Annotated in this window: 9 protein-coding genes and 1 pseudogene; 2 read left to right on the top strand and 8 right to left on the bottom strand. The window is 44.0% G+C overall.

Going from position 1 to position 17,294, the window contains the following annotated elements; all coding sequences use genetic code 11:
- Nucleotides 1–44: 44 nt before the first annotated feature.
- A pseudogene (locus ISX59_RS21455) lies at nucleotides 45–919 on the bottom strand (helix-turn-helix domain-containing protein).
- A gap of 290 nt (nucleotides 920–1,209) precedes the next feature.
- Between ISX59_RS21455 and ISX59_RS17100 the strand changes: the two are divergent.
- Both ISX59_RS17100 and ISX59_RS17095 read left to right on the top strand, forming a co-directional pair.
- The gene (locus ISX59_RS17100) at nucleotides 1,210–4,335 is read left to right on the top strand and encodes a SusC/RagA family TonB-linked outer membrane protein (RefSeq protein ID WP_370633294.1); all 3,126 of its coding nucleotides are present in this window, start codon (nucleotides 1,210–1,212) and stop codon (nucleotides 4,333–4,335) included.
- 14 nt (nucleotides 4,336–4,349) lie between these two features.
- Nucleotides 4,350–6,137, top strand: coding sequence for a RagB/SusD family nutrient uptake outer membrane protein (locus ISX59_RS17095; RefSeq protein WP_220576087.1), 1,788 nt, complete (start codon nucleotides 4,350–4,352; stop codon nucleotides 6,135–6,137).
- 793 nt (nucleotides 6,138–6,930) lie between these two features.
- Here ISX59_RS17095 and ISX59_RS17090 read toward each other — a convergent pair.
- The 7 genes from ISX59_RS17090 to ISX59_RS17060 form a co-directional block, all read right to left on the bottom strand.
- Nucleotides 6,931–9,390, bottom strand: coding sequence for a PQQ-binding-like beta-propeller repeat protein (locus ISX59_RS17090; RefSeq protein ID WP_032539188.1), 2,460 nt, complete (start codon nucleotides 9,388–9,390; stop codon nucleotides 6,931–6,933).
- A gap of 23 nt (nucleotides 9,391–9,413) precedes the next feature.
- A complete protein-coding gene (locus ISX59_RS17085) occupies nucleotides 9,414–11,627 on the bottom strand; it encodes an alpha-L-fucosidase (RefSeq protein WP_032539189.1) in 2,214 nt (737 codons plus the stop codon).
- Between the two features lie 10 nt (nucleotides 11,628–11,637).
- Nucleotides 11,638–12,531 (bottom strand): alkaline phosphatase family protein, encoded by an 894-nt coding sequence (locus ISX59_RS17080; RefSeq protein ID WP_022012274.1) that lies wholly within the window; start codon nucleotides 12,529–12,531, stop codon nucleotides 11,638–11,640.
- A 65-nt stretch (nucleotides 12,532–12,596) separates the two neighbouring features.
- Nucleotides 12,597–13,679 (bottom strand): SGNH/GDSL hydrolase family protein, encoded by a 1,083-nt coding sequence (locus ISX59_RS17075; RefSeq protein ID WP_032539230.1) that lies wholly within the window; start codon nucleotides 13,677–13,679, stop codon nucleotides 12,597–12,599.
- 9 nt (nucleotides 13,680–13,688) lie between these two features.
- A complete protein-coding gene (locus ISX59_RS17070; RefSeq protein ID WP_032539190.1) occupies nucleotides 13,689–15,440 on the bottom strand; it encodes a DUF4091 domain-containing protein in 1,752 nt (583 codons plus the stop codon).
- A 48-nt stretch (nucleotides 15,441–15,488) separates the two neighbouring features.
- Nucleotides 15,489–16,478, bottom strand: coding sequence for a metallophosphoesterase (locus ISX59_RS17065; RefSeq protein ID WP_022012277.1), 990 nt, complete (start codon nucleotides 16,476–16,478; stop codon nucleotides 15,489–15,491).
- 300 nt (nucleotides 16,479–16,778) lie between these two features.
- The gene (locus ISX59_RS17060) at nucleotides 16,779–17,291 is read right to left on the bottom strand and encodes an ECF transporter S component (RefSeq protein ID WP_005811556.1); all 513 of its coding nucleotides are present in this window, start codon (nucleotides 17,289–17,291) and stop codon (nucleotides 16,779–16,781) included.
- Nucleotides 17,292–17,294: the final 3 nt, after the last annotated feature.

Genomic DNA, 17,294 nt, shown 5'->3' with positions numbered 1-17,294 from the left:
GTCTTTTCATTGAGTATAATAAAGAAGGTGTACAAAATAAAATCTTATTTTGTCATTTCGCGAGGAGAGATACTCGTTTGCTGTTTAAACACACGTGAAAAGTATTGTGGTGACTGAAATCCACATTGGAAACATACTTCTTTTATTGACATATCTGTATTTCGTAGCAACTCAATGGCTTTATTGACCCGTGTTTGGTTCAAGTAGTCTAGTGGAGCTAAATTTAGATGTTGTGAGAACATGCGTCTAAGATGCCTTTCACTGATACCGATATGCTCGGCGACATCCTTAACATTGATGTTTGAATAGTAATTCAGACGGATATATGCAATGGCTTTTCTTAAAGAATCGTTTGTGCAGATTGGTAGGTAAGCTTCATTCATATGACGATAAATAAGAATCAGTAATTCAGCATAATACATTACTGCCAGATACTGGTAATGTGGACTTTTTGCTTCCAGTTCGTTAATAATGCGTTGTACCGTACGTACGATGCATATGTTGTTTACTATTTTAATTAATCTGTTTTCCTCCGAAAACAAAAAACAGAAGTATGGGCGAGATCATTTGCTTCCAGACCTACATTTAGGTTGAAAAGAGAAAATATATCCGGCAGAAACTCCAATTGCATTAGGGTTGTACCTTCTGGACCTGCCTCAAATAGATGATTGACATTTGAAGTGATAATCATAGTTTCTCTTTCACGGAAAGTTACGCTTTCATTGTCTAAATGGAGAATACAACTTCCTTTCTTAACATGGTTAATTTCAATGCGTTGATGTTTATGGGGCCCGTATGTCTCTGAAGGGTAGAATGATATAAAACGAAAAACGTCCGCCAGACGCTTGCTTTTGAGATTCTCTGTAATATTTTCTAATAAACTCCAAATAGAGCGCTGTTGTGTAGAAAGGTCTTCCATAGCTCTGTATCTATATTATATGTTAAGTGTAAAAGATATGCAAATCTATATAAAATCAGAGTATAAAAATAGATATTGATACTTTTTTTGTGAATTTAATAACAACTATTCCTTTTTGTGCACTTTTTGTTTCTTTCCCGTCCTAATAATACAACCCCATATTGTTCTTTTTTAGTGTTCTACATATTGTTACTATTTAACTTTGCAGCAGCCTTTAAAAAAAGTTATAACCTTTAAAAAATGAAACAATGTTTAGAAAACTAAGATCAGTAAGTATGCTGCTGTTCCTTATGGGAATCTTTGGTCCGGCAACTTATTCGGTTGCCCATCCGGGTGTTACCGATGTGAAAAACACACAGCAGGCCGGTGCTTGTACCGGTATAATAAAAGATGTGACAGGAGAACCCGTTATCGGAGTATCTGTAGCTGTTAAGGGAACTTCCACTGGAACAATTACCGGATTGGATGGCCGTTTTTCTTTTGCAAACGTAAAGAAGGGTGATATTATTCGGATTTCTTATGTGGGCTATGTTACTCAAGAGATAAAATGGGATGGTAAGCCCCTTAATATTATCATGCAAGAAGATAGCCGGGCTTTGGATGAAGTGGTGGTAGTGGGTTACGCTGTACAAAAAAAGGTAAATTTATCCGGATCCGTTGCTACTGTTTCCACTGAACAATTAGAAGACCGTCCGGTGACCAGTGTGGGACAAGCGCTGCAAGGAACGGTAGCCAACCTGAACGTAACCATAGGTAGTGGTAAGGCAGACGATGCTCCTTCTTTTAATATTCGTGGTACCACTTCTTTGAATGGTGGCGAACCGTTGGTTGTAGTTGATGGCGTTATTTCAAGCAGCTGGGCGTTGAATCACATGAACGGTAATGATATTGCCAGCATTTCGGTATTAAAAGATGCTTCTTCTTCGGCTATTTATGGTTCGCGTGCAGCATATGGCGTAATTTTGGTCACTACCAAGGTTGGTAAGTCGGATAAGCTGACCATTAATTATAATAATAACTTCTCTTTGCGGCAAAACACTAAGACACCGGAGGTTATCACAGATCCGTATCTTGTGGCTCAAACAAAAAACATCATGGGACGCCCTTTGTATAATATGTTTAATGAAGAGCAGTTGGCGTATGCCAAGAAAAGATCGGAAGATCCATCGACTTCACCCTATTTCTTGAATCCGAATGGCACCTACAGCTATTTCGGGAATACGGACTGGGTGAACGAAGCTTATAAAAAAAGCGGATTTTCAATGAACCATAATGTAGATATCTCAGGCAAGACAGATAGGGTAAATTACTTCTTCTCTGCCGGGTATAACTTCACGGATGGTATGATTAAATACAATCCCGATAAGTTTCATCGATATAACTTGCGTTCTAAACTGAACTTCAAGATTACCGACTTCTGGAGCATCTCTAACAATACGAGCTTCATTATAAAAGACTATGAACGACCTACGTCATTGGGCTCGAGCTATTTCTGGGAAATCAATCGTATCAGCCCTCTGGAATTGTTGACAAATCCCGATGGTTCGTGGACAAAAAAGGGAGCACAGGTTCTTGGAGTGATGCAGGAGGGCGGACGTGCATCTGAACAAGGTTCAAGTATAAAGACCCAGTTTGCGACACGTCTGGATATTATAAAGGATGTGTTGTTTGTGAACGGAAATTTTTCCTATAACTTCGATAAGAACAGAAATAGATGGCATTACCTGCCGGTTGCTTACTATGAAGGTCCTGAGATGGCACCCAAATATTTCAATGAAACGACAAGCGCCTATAGCCAGTCGAATGAAACAACGCGTCTGACGTTCGATGCTTACGCTACATTCAACAAGACATTTAATGAAAAGCATGCGATCACTGTAATTGCCGGATTCAACCAAGAGGAATATCGTTATGAGAATACCCAGTTAGGTCGTAAGGACTTGATTTCCACCTCTCTTCCTACTTTGGGATTGGCAACGGGCGATATGTCTGTCAGCGAATCGATTACTACTTGGGCACTTCGGGGAGGATATGCGCGTTTCAATTATACGTTCGATGATAAGTATATCGCCGAGTTCAACGGACGATACGATGGAACTTCACGTTTCCCCAAAGATTCGCGCTTTGTCTTCAACCCGTCGGGTTCGGTCGCATGGGTAGTTTCGAGAGAAAAATTCTTTAAACCCTTTGAAAACATATTCAGCTTCTTTAAGTTACGCTATTCTTACGGTGTATTGGGAAACCAGGATGTAGGTGCTTATGAATATATCGCAACGATGGGATCGGGCAAAACTTCCCAGATTATTGACGGAGAACAACCGGTATACGTCAATGCACCGGGATTGGTATCCGGAGGGTTGACTTGGGAGAAAGTATCCACTTCCAATTTGGGTGTGGAAATGAACTTCCTTAATAACCGGTTGACTTTCAATGGAGATTATTATGTGCGCCGTACGAAAGACATGTTGACTACGGGAGAACCTTTGCCTAACGTGTTGGGAACCTCTGTGCCTAAAGAGAATACTGCCGATTTAAAGACCGAAGGTTGGGAAATCACATTGGGATGGAAAGACCGGTTTAAATTGGGCGGCAAACCGTTTGATTACCAGTTAGGATTTAACTTGGCTGACAGCCGTGCTTACATCACCAAATTCAAAAACACAACCGGTGTATTAAGCAGTAATTATGAAGGCAAGGAAATAGGAGAAATATGGGGATATACTACCCTGGGATTTTTCACTTCGCAGGAAGACATCGATAACCATGCAGACCAGTCGAAGCTGGCATCTTATGCGAGTTCGCGTCCGATAGCTCCGGGTGATTTGAAATTCGCTGACTTGAATGGTGACGGTGAAGTGTATAGAGGCGCCAATACGTTGGATGACCATGGTGACTTGAGAGTGATTGGTAACTCCAGAGCACGTTTTACTTATGGCTTTACAGCAGGTGGAAATTGGAACGGATTTGACCTCAGCCTTTTCTTGCAAGGTGTAGGTAAAAAAGACTATAATCCATCGGGAGACTTGTATTTCTGGGGAATTTATGCACAACCTTGGACCAATATCACCAAAGGAAACTATTACGATCGTTGGACAGAAGAGAATCCCGACGGTTATTTCCCCCGTCTGAAGGGATATGTGGCCGAATCATCATCCAAAGAAGCCGGATTGGCGCAAACCCGCTATTTGCAAGATGCTTCTTACATACGTCTGAAAAATCTGACTTTTGGTTATACGTTGCCGGCACTGTTGATGAACAAGGTTGGAATCAACCGTGTGAGGGTTTATTTCTCCGGTGATAACCTGCTTACGATTTCGGGGTTGTATAAACACTATAAAGTAGATCCCGAAGGATTGGGCGGGCAGAAATATCCGTTGCAACGTTCTTACTCTTTTGGTCTTAATGTAACATTTTAAATAAGTAGAATAATATGAAATCAATAAAAAAACAATTATATACCACCGCCTTAGGCTTTGGCCTGTTGAACGTGTTGAGTGGTTGCAATGATTCTTTCATGGATCGTTTTCCGGAAACATCAATTACCGAGAAAGTGTTTTTTCAGAACGCGGGAGACCTGGAGTCGTACACCAATGGTATGTATGGATACCTGAGCGGTTCTTACTGGGACGCTGTTTCGGACAATATGCTTTATAAGGAGGAAAGCTCTACTTATGAACTGCTGAGTGGCTTGCGTTCTCCCGAAACCTGGGGTACTTGGTCGTGGGGGGATATCCGTAAGGTGAACTTTATGCTTGCGCGTACCGGAAAGGTGACCGGTGACAAAGCCGAAATCAATCACTATATAGGACTTGCCCGGATGTTTCGTGCCAAGTTGTATTACGATAAAGTAAAATCATACTCGGACGTGCCTTGGTATAGCGCCGATTTGCAAACTACCGATACCGAGGAATTGTATAAGCCACAAGACCCCAGAGCTTTGGTTGTAGATTCGATCATGGCCGATCTGGATTTTGCTGTAAAGAACATGAAGACGGGAGCAAGCAAGACACGCATTTTCAGGAATGTGGCTTTGGCTCTTCAGGCCCGGATTGCCTTGAACGAAGGCACATTCAGGAAGTATCATCCCGAACTTGGGCTGAATGACGCGGACCGCTTTCTGAATGTCGCGGTTTCGGCGGCAGAACAACTGATGGATGGCACATATAGCCTGTCGGAAGTGAAGAGCGACGGACTGGAGGCTTATGAATCCCTGTTTTGCAGTCTGAACCTGACGAACAATCCGGAAATGATCCTGGTGAGTGATTACGACAAGGCACTGGGACGTTTCCATAACGCACAGCAGGTCTGTGATTTTTACCATGGTCTCTCCCGCGATCTGATGGAGGATTACCTGGTCATTGACGGGAATCGGACGAAAACCTTCCAATCGGTACCGGGATATGCGACAAAAACGTATCAGGAGATCTTTGAGAATCGCGATCCGCGCTTGCGCCAGACCATCATGTGGCCCGGATATCAAAAGGCCAGCGAGAGTGAGTCCCATCGTATAAATGTGGATGCGGGAGGCTATCCGCAGATAAAGTTCGATCCTCGTACGCACGACCAGATCGGATGGAATCTGAGTTATACAGACTTGCCGATATTTCGTTACGCCGAAATCTTATTGATTTATGCCGAAGCAAAAGCGGAGTTAGGCACGCTGACTCAGCCGGATGTGGATCGTTCTATTAATCTGATCCGCAAACGCGTCGGAATGCCGGAAGCTTCGTTGGCAGATTGGCTTGCGAATATCGATCCGGTGCAGGAGGTACGTTATTCCAACGTTTCCTCTACTCAGAAAGGAGCGGTTCTGGAGGTGCGCCGTGAACGTCGTATTGAATTGGCTTGCGAGGGTTTCCGCTATAACGACCTGATGCGTTGGAGCTGTGGTAAACTGATGGAAAAGGCACCCGAGGGATCTTATATTCCAGGAATGGGATTGTACGATCTGACAGGTGATGGCCAACCGGATATCGCTTTTGTAAGAAACTCGGCAGAGGCTGACAATATCCCGGAAGAGGATAGGAAAAAGGTCACCGTTTATACATTGGAAGGGCATACCATCGAGCTGACTGAAGGAGATAAGGGATACATCCGCTTGAAATCTCAGGTAGGTAAATTTAAGTTCGAAGAACCTAAATATTATTATTCTCCGATTGCGGTGGATGATATTACGTTGAATAAAAACCTGGTTCAAAATAAGTTCTGGGCAGAATAAGAAGAGCGTCTTGATATTCGATAACGATGAATCGTTATTATTGATAAGGACTTTGTTTGGTTACGTTAATAGATAGATGAAGACTTGTATATCGGTTTAAACGTCGGTATGCAAGTCTTTCTTTTTGTCATTTTGATAATCAGCCGCCTTCAGAATCGTTTCTTTTCGTCCCTGAATATTTGTTGTGGCAAAAAACGCCTCCTGCTTGATTAGCTTAATATCTTATTGCTTCTTATCCTTTTTGTTTGCGATTGAAAAGAAGCCAAGTTATGCTCTTGGGTGTTTTATGGTGTCTTTCTTGATAGAAATAGCTGTCTTTCTGCTCTGCTGACAAGCACTGTTTCTTCTCGCCAACCAGAGATAAAAGAGTTCCCGTAAACCATCATTCTGGAAATAACAGGAGAAAATTCCGAAAACACAAGGATGTATTTTAAAAACATAAGGGCTTATGGAGGAAATGCAACCGTCTTTAGGGGTAAATGCTTCCTTCTTTCAGAGCAAAAGCTTCCTTCTTTCCGCGAAAAGCCCGGCTCTTCATCCCCCGGAGCCCGGTTTTCCCCTTCGGAAAGCTCCCGTTTCTATCTTTTTATCTCCTGGCTCATCCGTTTTTAATAAGGTGAATGTTACTGAAATGGGATGTTTGATATCTTTTTGTCTTAAGGACCCGGTAGTTTTCTTGCAAAATGTTGAAAGGCTGCTTCCCTTACGGAAAACAGCCTTTCTTTCTTCAAACTTTTCTTTTTACCTCTCTATGTGTGAATCAGGGATATGTGAGGTTGATTCGCGTTCTTTATCATTTCTTTATCGTACTGAAAGCGTATACATTTCCTCCGAAGTCGGTTGCTATCAATGTATTGCCCGATATGGCCACCGAACTGAATATGGGTGCTCCGGTGGTGTATTTCCAGACGATTTTTCCGGTTCTTTTGTCAATGCCGTATATGCCTCCGTCCGATGCGCCTACATATACGGTTTTTCCTGCCAATGCCGGGCTGGTTTCTATGGTTCCCGAAGTCGGGCGGCTGTATGGTGCGGTGTAGATCAAGGCATCGCCTATCGGACAATTCCATTTCTCTTCCAATGTTTCGTTATCCAGTGCCACAAGTCCTTTGTTTGCCGTGCCAAAGATGATTTCCTTGTCGGTGAGTAGTGGAGTGGAAGTTGCGTCCAAGTTATACGGCAAGGGTTTGCGTACAATTATTCTTCCCGTAGCGGCTTCTAAGATGAAGAACGATTTCTCGGATATCAGGTATAACAGCGACCCGTGCATGGCGGCAGATGCGCCTCTGTTTCGCAGTCCATGATTGCTGACACTCCATAACATCTTGCCCGTTTTCGAGTCGTTGCCATAGAGTGCGCTCCATTGTACCGAACCTATCAGGATGCCGTTTCCTTGTGTCAGTGTCGAAGTGGTTCCTTCTCTTTGTGACCATCCTTCGTTCTTCCAGATTCTTTTTCCTGTCCGGGCTTCGAAAGCCGACAGGGCTTTTCCTGTACCCGCATATACTACTCCATCGCAGGCCACCAATCCGTCTATCAGTGCGGGCAATCCGTTTACGGGCAGTTTGCTTTCCCAGCATAGCTTTCCGCTTTCACAGTCCACTGCGTAGAGATTTCCCAGTACATCTTGTGCGAAAACAAGACCATTATCTATCGCGATGGTGTTTTTAACGGAACTTTTCACCGGATATTTCCATTTTATCTCACCGCTTTTTCCGTCCAGCGCATAGATGTGCGCTCTCCCTTTCAGGTCTTCGTCTACCGAAGCGGTATATATGTTGCCATTATGTATAAGCGGAGAAGTCATGTATATATTGGCTCCTATGTTTTTCACCCACGCCAATCCGGGTATGCTGTCCAGTGCGGTAGCGGCCTTGGCCGTGTGGGTGGCATTTCCCAACAGGTTGTCCCAGTTCTCGGTCAGTCTGATGTCGGCTTGTTGAGGCAGATAGACAAAGTTTTTTTCGGAACGGGCTGTCTCTCCGTTCTTGAATTCCGCTTCTACTTGTATGGTGAGTTCTTTGCCGGCATGCGTTTCCTTCAAAGGCAATGTTGCTGTCCAGCACCAGTCGGAGCTTTGGCTGAGGCGTTTGTCTCTCAATACAGGTTTATCCTGATCCAGGCAAGTGTAAGTGACCCGGCGCACCGGCGATGCCGACGAGTACACATTGACGGTCACTTCCGGTGAGGCTGTATGACCAGCAGGCGAAGCGATGCAGATGCTATTGTTCAGATACGAGTAGCGCAGTTCAGAGCTGAAATCTCCTTTCCCGTCCACATGCATGATTCGGAAAGCGCTGGTCGAGTGATCAATGCCGCCTTTGTCCAGTGCGCTGGTACAGACTGTATATACGCTTCCCTGCTTCTTCACGTGGTTGATGTGCCAATGGCCATATACCCATGCTTTCAGGTTATGTTTGTTCAGGTCGATACTTTCCGTTTCGCTACCTTTATATATAAACTCGTCGCCATACGTCAGGATGTCATGATTGAAAACAACAATCGGTGTCCCCGGCTTGATGTGTGCCAGATCATTTTTCAGCCATCTGCACACATCCAGGCGAGTATATCCCGGCTTGTGGTCTCCACCCGGCATCGGTGTGACGATGTAGTGCACATTGGCCACGTCGAACGAGTAGTATACAGGGCCATAATTGTTTTCGAACACCTCTTCGCCATACTTCCCTTTCACCAGGTCGTGGTTGCCGATGCAATAGAATACGGGAACGTTCATGTTTTCGGTGTTCATCAGCTTGATGTGCTTCTTCATGCCGTTCTCGTAACAGATATCTCCGGTATGTATAATGAACGCTGCGTTTTCATTGGCGGCATATTCCCGGATATTTCTCACCCAGGCTTCGTTGCCTTCGGTGTTGAATATTTCGGTATCCGAAACATGGACGTATTGATGCGATCCGTCTTTGCCAATACCTGGGTGATAAGTCAAAAGGCCGAAATCGTACCCATTCGTCCGGGAGTCTATCTTATGATAGTGTTTGTTGAGTGTCTTGTATCCCGATGGGGTGGTGATAAAGATAAATCGTTGGCGGGCGTGTCCGGGCAGTGTGTACGTTCCGTCTTTCGCAGTTTCCGTTACATTCAGTCCGTCAGACACTTTGATGCCTCCCAGTGTCTTCTCTCCACGGTCAAACTGCCCATTGCTGTTCTTGTCAACAAACACGCGGCCGTTGTATGCAGCAGTTGCGCTCGTGGTAGCGGCCAGTAACAATAAGAATAAAATGTTTTTCTTCATGAATCACTATTTATATTTAATATTTAGAATAAATCAATTTCAGCGATGGTCACCGTCTTTCCGCCGGCAGCGATTTCGGTTGTTTCAATGCGTACGTAGTGTGCCTTCACCGCTTGTTTGAAGTAATGAAACCGCTTGGTGGGATCATTGATTAAATTGCCGAACACGAATGTCTCCGCTTTTTTCCATTTCCTGCCATCCTTGCTGATCAGGATATCGCCTTTTGCCATCATGCCTTTCGAGTGTTCTCTTTGTGGAGTATAAGCGAAGCCACTCAAAGATTCTTCTTTTCCCAGATCAATAGTGAGGGTGGGAGGAACCCCCTCTTCACTGGTCCAATAGGTGCGCGGGTCAGCGTCAAAGGCTTTGTGCATCTGCTTTTTGCCTGTTCCGTTGCTGCTCTCCAAGGGCTTCCATCCTTGCTTTATCAATCCGGACAGTTCGCTATGTACAGCTCCCTTCTGGCGGTTGAGTACGGCTACGGCCTTCAGTTCTCCCTTTTCCATCTTGAAAGGAGCGGTGTAGAGTGAAGCGTTCGTGTCGGGCTCTGTTCCATCGGTGGTATAATAGATCTTAAATCCCGCATTGAGATTTTTTGCGATGTCTTCGCCATGTGCTTTCCAGTTGAACTCCTGTTGCAATGGCTCGATGGTCATCATACCATTCAAGGCTCTTTTAAAACTCAGTTGAGGGGGGCGGGATTGGTAATAATGTGCCGAGATGTTACTGATGGCGGGAGTGAGGCGCGCTTCGTTGATGCGAATCCTGATTTTATCGGTAGTCACTTCTGGGAATCGCAGAATACGCTTGTAGCCGATGTTGGCGGCGTGGGCAATCTCTTTCCATGCTCCGTCTTTCCATGCCTCCAGCGTATGTCTTTCCACTCTTTCTCCATTCGTGCGGATGGCCTCCTGGATGAGCAGACGGTTGAATGTAACGGGGGCATTCATGGAAATCACAATGTCGTCAGCTGATTGGATGTAAGTCCCGGCATCCCCGTCCAGAACCTCCTTCGGTCCATTGGCATTCTTCAGTAAGTCCGTGCCGTACGTCTCCCTGATCCTTTCTCCGGTTTCCTTCAATACCTTGACATCGGCGGGAGAGAAGCGTCCCTCACGGTTGGGAGGAATATTCAGCAAAAAGGTTGAATTACCCCCTACGGCACGTTCGTAAATATCGAATACATCATCCGTACTTCTCACTTTCTGTCGCGTATCATCTCTATAGAACCAGCCTTCGCGAATGGAAGTGTTGGTTTCCGCCTGCTGATAATGCAGGAACTTACCTTTGTATAATTGTTCCCGGCTTCCTAAGTCTTGGGCTTCCATGTCTGGAAAATGGGACGCTGTATCCGGATTCTGCATATATGGGATAACGTTCCATTCGGTTGATCGGGTACTTCCGGCTTCATTTCCGCACCATCGGATGTCTTCTCGTCCGAAAATAACCGCTTGGGGTGCCAATGTTTTGATGAGTTTCTTCCAGGCAGGATAATTGTAGGTCTGGCCTCCTTTCCGTTTGGGATGCGCTCCGTCGAACCATACTTCATGGATGGGACCGTATTCTGTCAGGAGTTCGAAGAGCTGATTGAGGAAGTATTCATTGTAATCATCCACCTCAAACTTGAATTGGGTTTTGTTCTTAAAAGGTCTTCCCGCAACTTCGCGCGGAATGGTTCTCAGCGTATATTTGCTCAGGTTGCCATACAACCCTTCCGGGTTTTCTATCTGATACAAGTCTGCCGGAGAGAGATAAACGCCCAATTTCAGATCGTATTTACGGCAAGATGCAGACAGCTCTTTCAACACATCTCCTTTCCCGTCCCTGAATGCGGTGGACATGATGCCGTGTTTGGTATATCGGCTTTGCCAAAGAACAAATCCATCATGATGTTTCACTGTCAGGATCACCATTTTTATGCCGGCTGCTTTCATGGCTTCGCACCATTGATCGGTATATAGTTCCTTAAGGTCGAATATCTTCGGATCTTCCATACCGTTTCCCCACTCCATGCGGGTGAACGTGTTTGGTCCGAAATGGATGAAGGCGATAAATTCATTCTGCAATGCCTTTAATTGATTGGGGGTAGGCACTATGTGGGCCGCCTTGTTGATAATGGTTTCTTTGCTGTCTCCCGGAGTAATCTCAATGGTATTTGCAAAATGTATATTTTCATTTTGCGCTTGGATACTTGTTAGAGCCATGAAACCAACAATGGATAATAATAACTTCTTCATAGGGTATTTGTTATTTAAAGATTGATTTAGGTACTTCTCCTGTCCAGGGAAGTGGCTGGTTCACCTTAAATAAGTGCAATATAACCGATGCGGTGTTCACTGTATTGTTAGGTTCTTCCATATTGAAATCTTTTCTTATGCCGGGTCCTGTAATGCCCCATGGTACGATCATTTCATTCACACTCATTCCTCCATGACCATAGTTAATGCCTCCGTGATCGCTTAAAAACATGAAATGTGTGCTTTCATACAACTTCTCCTTTTTCATCTTTTCGATGAATTTGCCTATCTCGACATCTGCTTCTTCGATGGATTTGATATATTCCGGAGACATCCATTTATGATTGTGCCCCGCATGGTCTGTATGTACGGAATACAGAAATACGAGGGTGGGTTGTTTCCGGTTTTCTACGATGAACTCGAAAGCCTTGTCGTAATTAGGAAGGTAAGCATCGTTCTCCAGATAGCTGACTTCATCAAAATAGGCTTTGTTATGGGGATAAAATAGGTTAATCCAATTGTAGTAGAAAGCGGTTTTCATTCCGCTAACCTTATCTTTCAGTACTTTGAATACTGACGGATAATAACCATCGGCATCGGTTTCGACAGACGGGAACTTCTTTTTATTGATTTCCCAGCCATTGTCTACGATCCCATGTTGTTCCGGTCCGCTGCCTGTTAAATGACTTGTCCAGTTGGGCAAGGTTACCGAAGGCATCACTACTCTGGTTTGAATTGAGAGCACGCCTTCTTTTAGCAGTGCGTCCAGATTCGGAGTGTTTGCTTTTTGAAAGCCTTCTACAGATATTCCATCCAAGGCAATTAATACTACTCTTTTGGCTTTGGGAGCGGAAAATCCTGTGAGTGAGCAAAAGCATACAAGTACTAATAAAAATGTTTTCATGACAGTCGTTTTAAAGAAGTAATCTTTTTGTTTATTGAATCTTTACTGATCTGATGAAGTATGTTTCATTTAATCATTTTTCTGAGTTTCTTTTCTACGGCAGCCGCTTGCCGCATCATGCCTACATCAGAAGGATGCACATAGTCGACCCATGCGTCCGGATCGTATGCCAGTTCTTCTCTTGACAGGTAATAGATCTCCTTTATTCCCGCTTTTTTCAGTTCTTTATACGCTTCCGCTTGTCCTTTGTTGGTGTGGCTGTAGGTTTCATATTGCTTTTGGTTTGTGGTTCCATTGCTGTATCCTGCATGTTCTACCAGTAATATAGGTGTATCGTGCTTTTCACGTATTTGAAGAACAGCCTGCTTTACCAGCTTTTTTATTTGTTCCACGTCATAGTCGCCTAAATTGGCCATGCAGTCAATTATATAAGCACATGCTTCCTGTTCGTTGATGAGGTCGAGCACTTCTTTCTCCAGTTTTCCATTTCCGGAGAATCCCAGATTAATAAAAGGGATTTCCAATGACCGGTTCACGATGTTTCCCCATGCCATTCCCGGGCGTGACGCGCAAGCTCCCTGCGCAATGGAGGTTCCGTAAAGAACGATCGGTTTTTCGGTTATCCGGGGTATGAAAGAGAACTTACTACCCTCGGGGACTCCTATTTCCATTGCTTTCACTCCATTGTACAGCGGCAGATACAGCGTATATTCCTGTTCGCCGTTTGAAAGGTTGCCACGGTCTATCTGATAATTATAACGGACGGAATCTCCGAAAGAATAACTGCCGAAGCAGAACCCACGGTCTGAGTTACGGTAAAGGTCGACTCCCGAAACTCCGGTAGCAGGCATGTGTGGCATGCTGTAGTTTCCTGTTGTTTTATACTTTACTTTGATCTCTTTCGCGTCTGTTTTAAAACGGATGGCAAGTCCGGCCGATTCACCGGCAAGGTTCCATACTTTTTTTCTGACTTTAGCTTTGGCTCGTAATGGCAGACGGCAATAATTGCCCCCGTCTTCGTTCCATCCTTGATTTTGGATAACGGAACCTGGGGTGGTTCGGTTATCCTGCGGGTTATGCCACTCCCATTGTGCGTACATCTCTGAGGCAGTGAACATCAGGCATATCAGTATTATATTTCTTTTCATCTCAGTCAGTTAATAGTGGTTTATTGTTTCTTTCGCCTTTTTCACGACTTCTGCTGCCGGACGGGTCTCCAGGCCGAACTCATCGAATGTCTTCAGAATTTTATGGATCTGATTCAGCCCCTGACGATTATTTTTCCTCTTGAACTCTTCTTTTAGCAGATGAATTTTTTCAAATGCCTGTATACCTTCTATCAACCTCTCAAAGCGAATGGAGGTACGCCCTTCCGGGTAGATGAGGTAAGTGTCTCCGGCAGCCCATGCCGTGAAACGGCTGTCTTGCAACGGATTCTTTACCCAGCTATTTAATGCCCAGCGGACATATCCGTCCAGGTTCTCTTTGGCGGCAAACCATCCCAACCATTCGGCTTCGGCGGGCGGGCTGAAAGTAAATGTGTTAGGGCGGGGTTCTGTACAGCAAGTATAATAAGTGGTGACTTTGCCTGCTTTTCTGCGCGATTCAATAACTTCGGGGGGGAATTTTTCGCCGATGGCAATGCAGTAATCGTTCAGTCCTTGTACCAGTTCGTCATGATAAGTTCCGGCAAATGATACTTTGAAATTTTTATCGGCCTTGGCAATGACTTTCAATGTTGCCTGCATCACGTCCATAGGGCGTTCGTCCATTGCGATATGTGTGATCTCGAACCATCCTTTTTCTTTCAGGTGTTGCGCGAACGATTTCAGCATGGTTTCCCAGAAAACTTCGTACTCTTTTTCTCCCGGTTTACAATTCTGATATTTGAATGAATTGCTTGCCTGGTCAATGTATTGGAATGAAAGTTTCCATGGAACCATCGAATAACAGTCTATCTGCTTCTTGATGCCGAGTGACATCATAAACTCTACCCATTTGTCGAATACGGTATAATCGAAATACCAGGTTCCATCCGCCTTCTTGAGCCAGGTCACCATGCTTTCAAAGGCGTCATACGTCTGTCCGTTCCAAGGCTTGTGAATGATAGAAGCAGTAATTACTTTTCCTCCGGCATCGGCATATCGCTGCATGATGGGGCGCATCAGATCAAAATGCTCCTTACTGAATAAGTCCACATCATAATAGCGGGCAACCGCATAAGGGTTTTGCCATAAATCCAAATGGAACTTCCAGTCGGACGGTGTAGGAAGTGTACGGTTTTTTACATGGATGGTCAGGTGCAGTTCAGATAATGTTTTATCACCGTTTTTCACGGTAACGGTTCCTGTATACTTTCCCTCTTTAGTTTGTTGTGGTATGCGGATGCTAATCCATCCTGCCTGTGTAGAGCGTGCCGGAATGGAAAGTATGTGGGTATGATGATCAATAGGATCGGCAACTAAAGTCGAATCAAAATCAGCTTTATTCCGATAACCGCAACCCCCTTTGCCATCTTTGTTTAGTTCGTCAGTCATCACATAACGTACAAATCCGCTCTGTATGTTTCCGGTTGCAGTGATCTTGCTCTTACTTGATCGCAAATCACTGATTACGAATGACAGGTGGTTCACATCCTGTGTGCTCCATACAACGAACTGTGCGGAAACTTTCTCTCCTTTCCAGGCAGTCAGTTTCATGCTCTTTTGTATACGGGAGATCGGAGCCGGTTCCTCTTTTTTATATCGTGAGTCCGTGCTTCCCCAACTCACCTGCGTAGTCTTGACTTTTGCCCATTGTGCAGGGTTGGTGGCGACCGGATTTGCCAATTCCCTATATGTCTCTTTTTTCTGGGCATTAAGTGTGATGACAGATAATAATAAGACACCTGATAAAATGACTTTTTTCATTTTTGTTCTATTTCTTTTAGCGATAAAAGGGGAGTTAAAGGTATATTTTTAGAATTTTATGTCTGCATCTTCTATAACTGACACCAAGGGGAAAGTGCCAATTGAGTCTTTCATATTTAGGTCTTTTGGTGTAGGAGGAATAAAATCAGCTTTTGCCCCTTTTACTTTTGCTCCCTTACTATTCAAGCTTACAATAGCATATAAAGGTTGGGTGTAAGTCATTGAATATTGTAAGATTCCGTATTTTTTATTTATTTCTTCCGGATAGCGTTTCTCTGTCTGTGTCGGTTCGCCTATCCATACATACGATGCACTGTTCATCTGCATATAAGTGATTCCGTTTATTTCTTCAGTATAGTTGCTATGATTATGTCCGCTGAATGCCAGTACTACTTTCTTAAAGCCCGCGCGTTTGTTTTCGTCCTCCAGAATCCGGCGTACGACTTCTTTATTGTTCATCGCTTTTTCGATGCTTTGATGCGAGAATAAGATACATTTCTTGTCTGTGGCTTTCAAATCCTTTTTTAACCACTCCAATTGTTCCGGATCTACAAATGCGCGTTTTTTGGCATCGACATAATAGTTGGCTTTAGAATAATGAGTATATTTCTTACCGTCATAGAGGTTATTTCCGTCCAGGACAATGAAATGGAAATCTCCTTTGTCGAATGAATAGTACCGTCCCGGCATATTTCTGCCTTTTACGTATTCTTCAGGAGAATACCGATCCATGTCGTGATTCCCTATCACATGATATTTGTCACCCGTAAAGCTGTTCCAAGCATTTAAATAAGGTATTGAAGCACTATCCAAACGGATGAAATCACCTAATTCAATAATAAAATCCACATTATTATCTTTTGCGGCTTTGATAAAAGTTTCTATCCGCTCTTTTCCGTCGGGTACATCTTGCGCATGGAAGTCTGACGCAATGGCAAAAGTCAGAGTTTTCTCTTCTTGTTGTTTGCAAGCAGTGAAGTTGAATGTTAACAAAGCAAATAGGATATACTTTGTAATAGTACAGATTTGTTGTTTCATGTTCTTAATAGTTTTAATAGGATGGATAACAATAATTGTTGCAAAGTTAATCTGTCTGTTACTGTTTACGGTAATGACTCTATTGGGGAAATATATACAAAACGGACTATATACATCAAAGAAGTGTATAATTAGGAATATGGTAGAGGTGCTGTATTATATACTGTTGTCTGTACGGTAGAAGAAATAAAGAGTAAAGCCCATTTGAACAGATGCTTTACTCTTTATCTAATTGTGATCGGAAGATATTTACCGGATATCCTGAGTCGGATAATGCTAACGTTGCGAAAGCCTTTCCTTTTATTTATAAATCAAACGGCTTATAAACAGGTATCCTCCGAATATTTGCAGAGCCATTCCCGGCAGGCCGATACGGAAATCCTGTGCGGCACTGAGGAAATCTTTGACCATGATCCACTCACCCAGAGTACCGGCCACCTGGTAGGCCAACACGACAACCAGCAGAATGGGAATGGAGATACGCTTATAATGATGGGCGGCATAACCGGCCGCTACAGCCAGAAGCACTGATTTTAAAAGGATAGCAGGTAAAACTGCCGGATGGGGCATACCGAATAACAATGAATTCAGGACAGGTGAAAAGAGTGCTGCCAACAATCCGACTTTCCACCCATATTTATAGGCTCCGATCAGAGTAAAGAAATAGATCGGTAACCAGGTGATACCCCCTTGGGGGATGAGATGAAAAAGTTGGGGCAATGCCATATTTCCCACGACAAACAGCATCGCTGCCAGATATGTTTTGGCATCGTTGTAATTTAATGAATAAAGCTTGATAGATGTTGTTTCCATATT

The sequence above is a fragment of the Bacteroides sp. FSHCM14E1 genome (genome assembly GCF_019633785.1).
Lineage (GTDB): Bacteria > Bacteroidota > Bacteroidia > Bacteroidales > Bacteroidaceae > Bacteroides > Bacteroides hominis.
This window is presented reverse-complemented; position numbering and strand designations above follow the sequence as displayed.

Coding starts and splice junctions, on each gene's coding strand:
- ISX59_RS17080 (WP_022012274.1), bottom strand. CDS start 12,531: ATGAAAACATTTTTATTAGTACTTGTATGCTTTTGCTCACTCACAGGA.
- ISX59_RS17090 (WP_032539188.1), bottom strand. CDS start 9,390: ATGAAGAAAAACATTTTATTCTTATTGTTACTGGCCGCTACCACGAGC.
- ISX59_RS17075 (WP_032539230.1), bottom strand. CDS start 13,679: ATGAAAAGAAATATAATACTGATATGCCTGATGTTCACTGCCTCAGAG.
- ISX59_RS17070 (WP_032539190.1), bottom strand. CDS start 15,440: ATGAAAAAAGTCATTTTATCAGGTGTCTTATTATTATCTGTCATCACA.
- ISX59_RS17060 (WP_005811556.1), bottom strand. CDS start 17,291: ATGGAAACAACATCTATCAAGCTTTATTCATTAAATTACAACGATGCC.
- ISX59_RS17100 (WP_370633294.1), top strand. CDS start 1,210: ATGGGAATCTTTGGTCCGGCAACTTATTCGGTTGCCCATCCGGGTGTT.
- ISX59_RS17085 (WP_032539189.1), bottom strand. CDS start 11,627: ATGAAGAAGTTATTATTATCCATTGTTGGTTTCATGGCTCTAACAAGT.
- ISX59_RS17065 (WP_022012277.1), bottom strand. CDS start 16,478: ATGAAACAACAAATCTGTACTATTACAAAGTATATCCTATTTGCTTTG.
- ISX59_RS17095 (WP_220576087.1), top strand. CDS start 4,350: ATGAAATCAATAAAAAAACAATTATATACCACCGCCTTAGGCTTTGGC.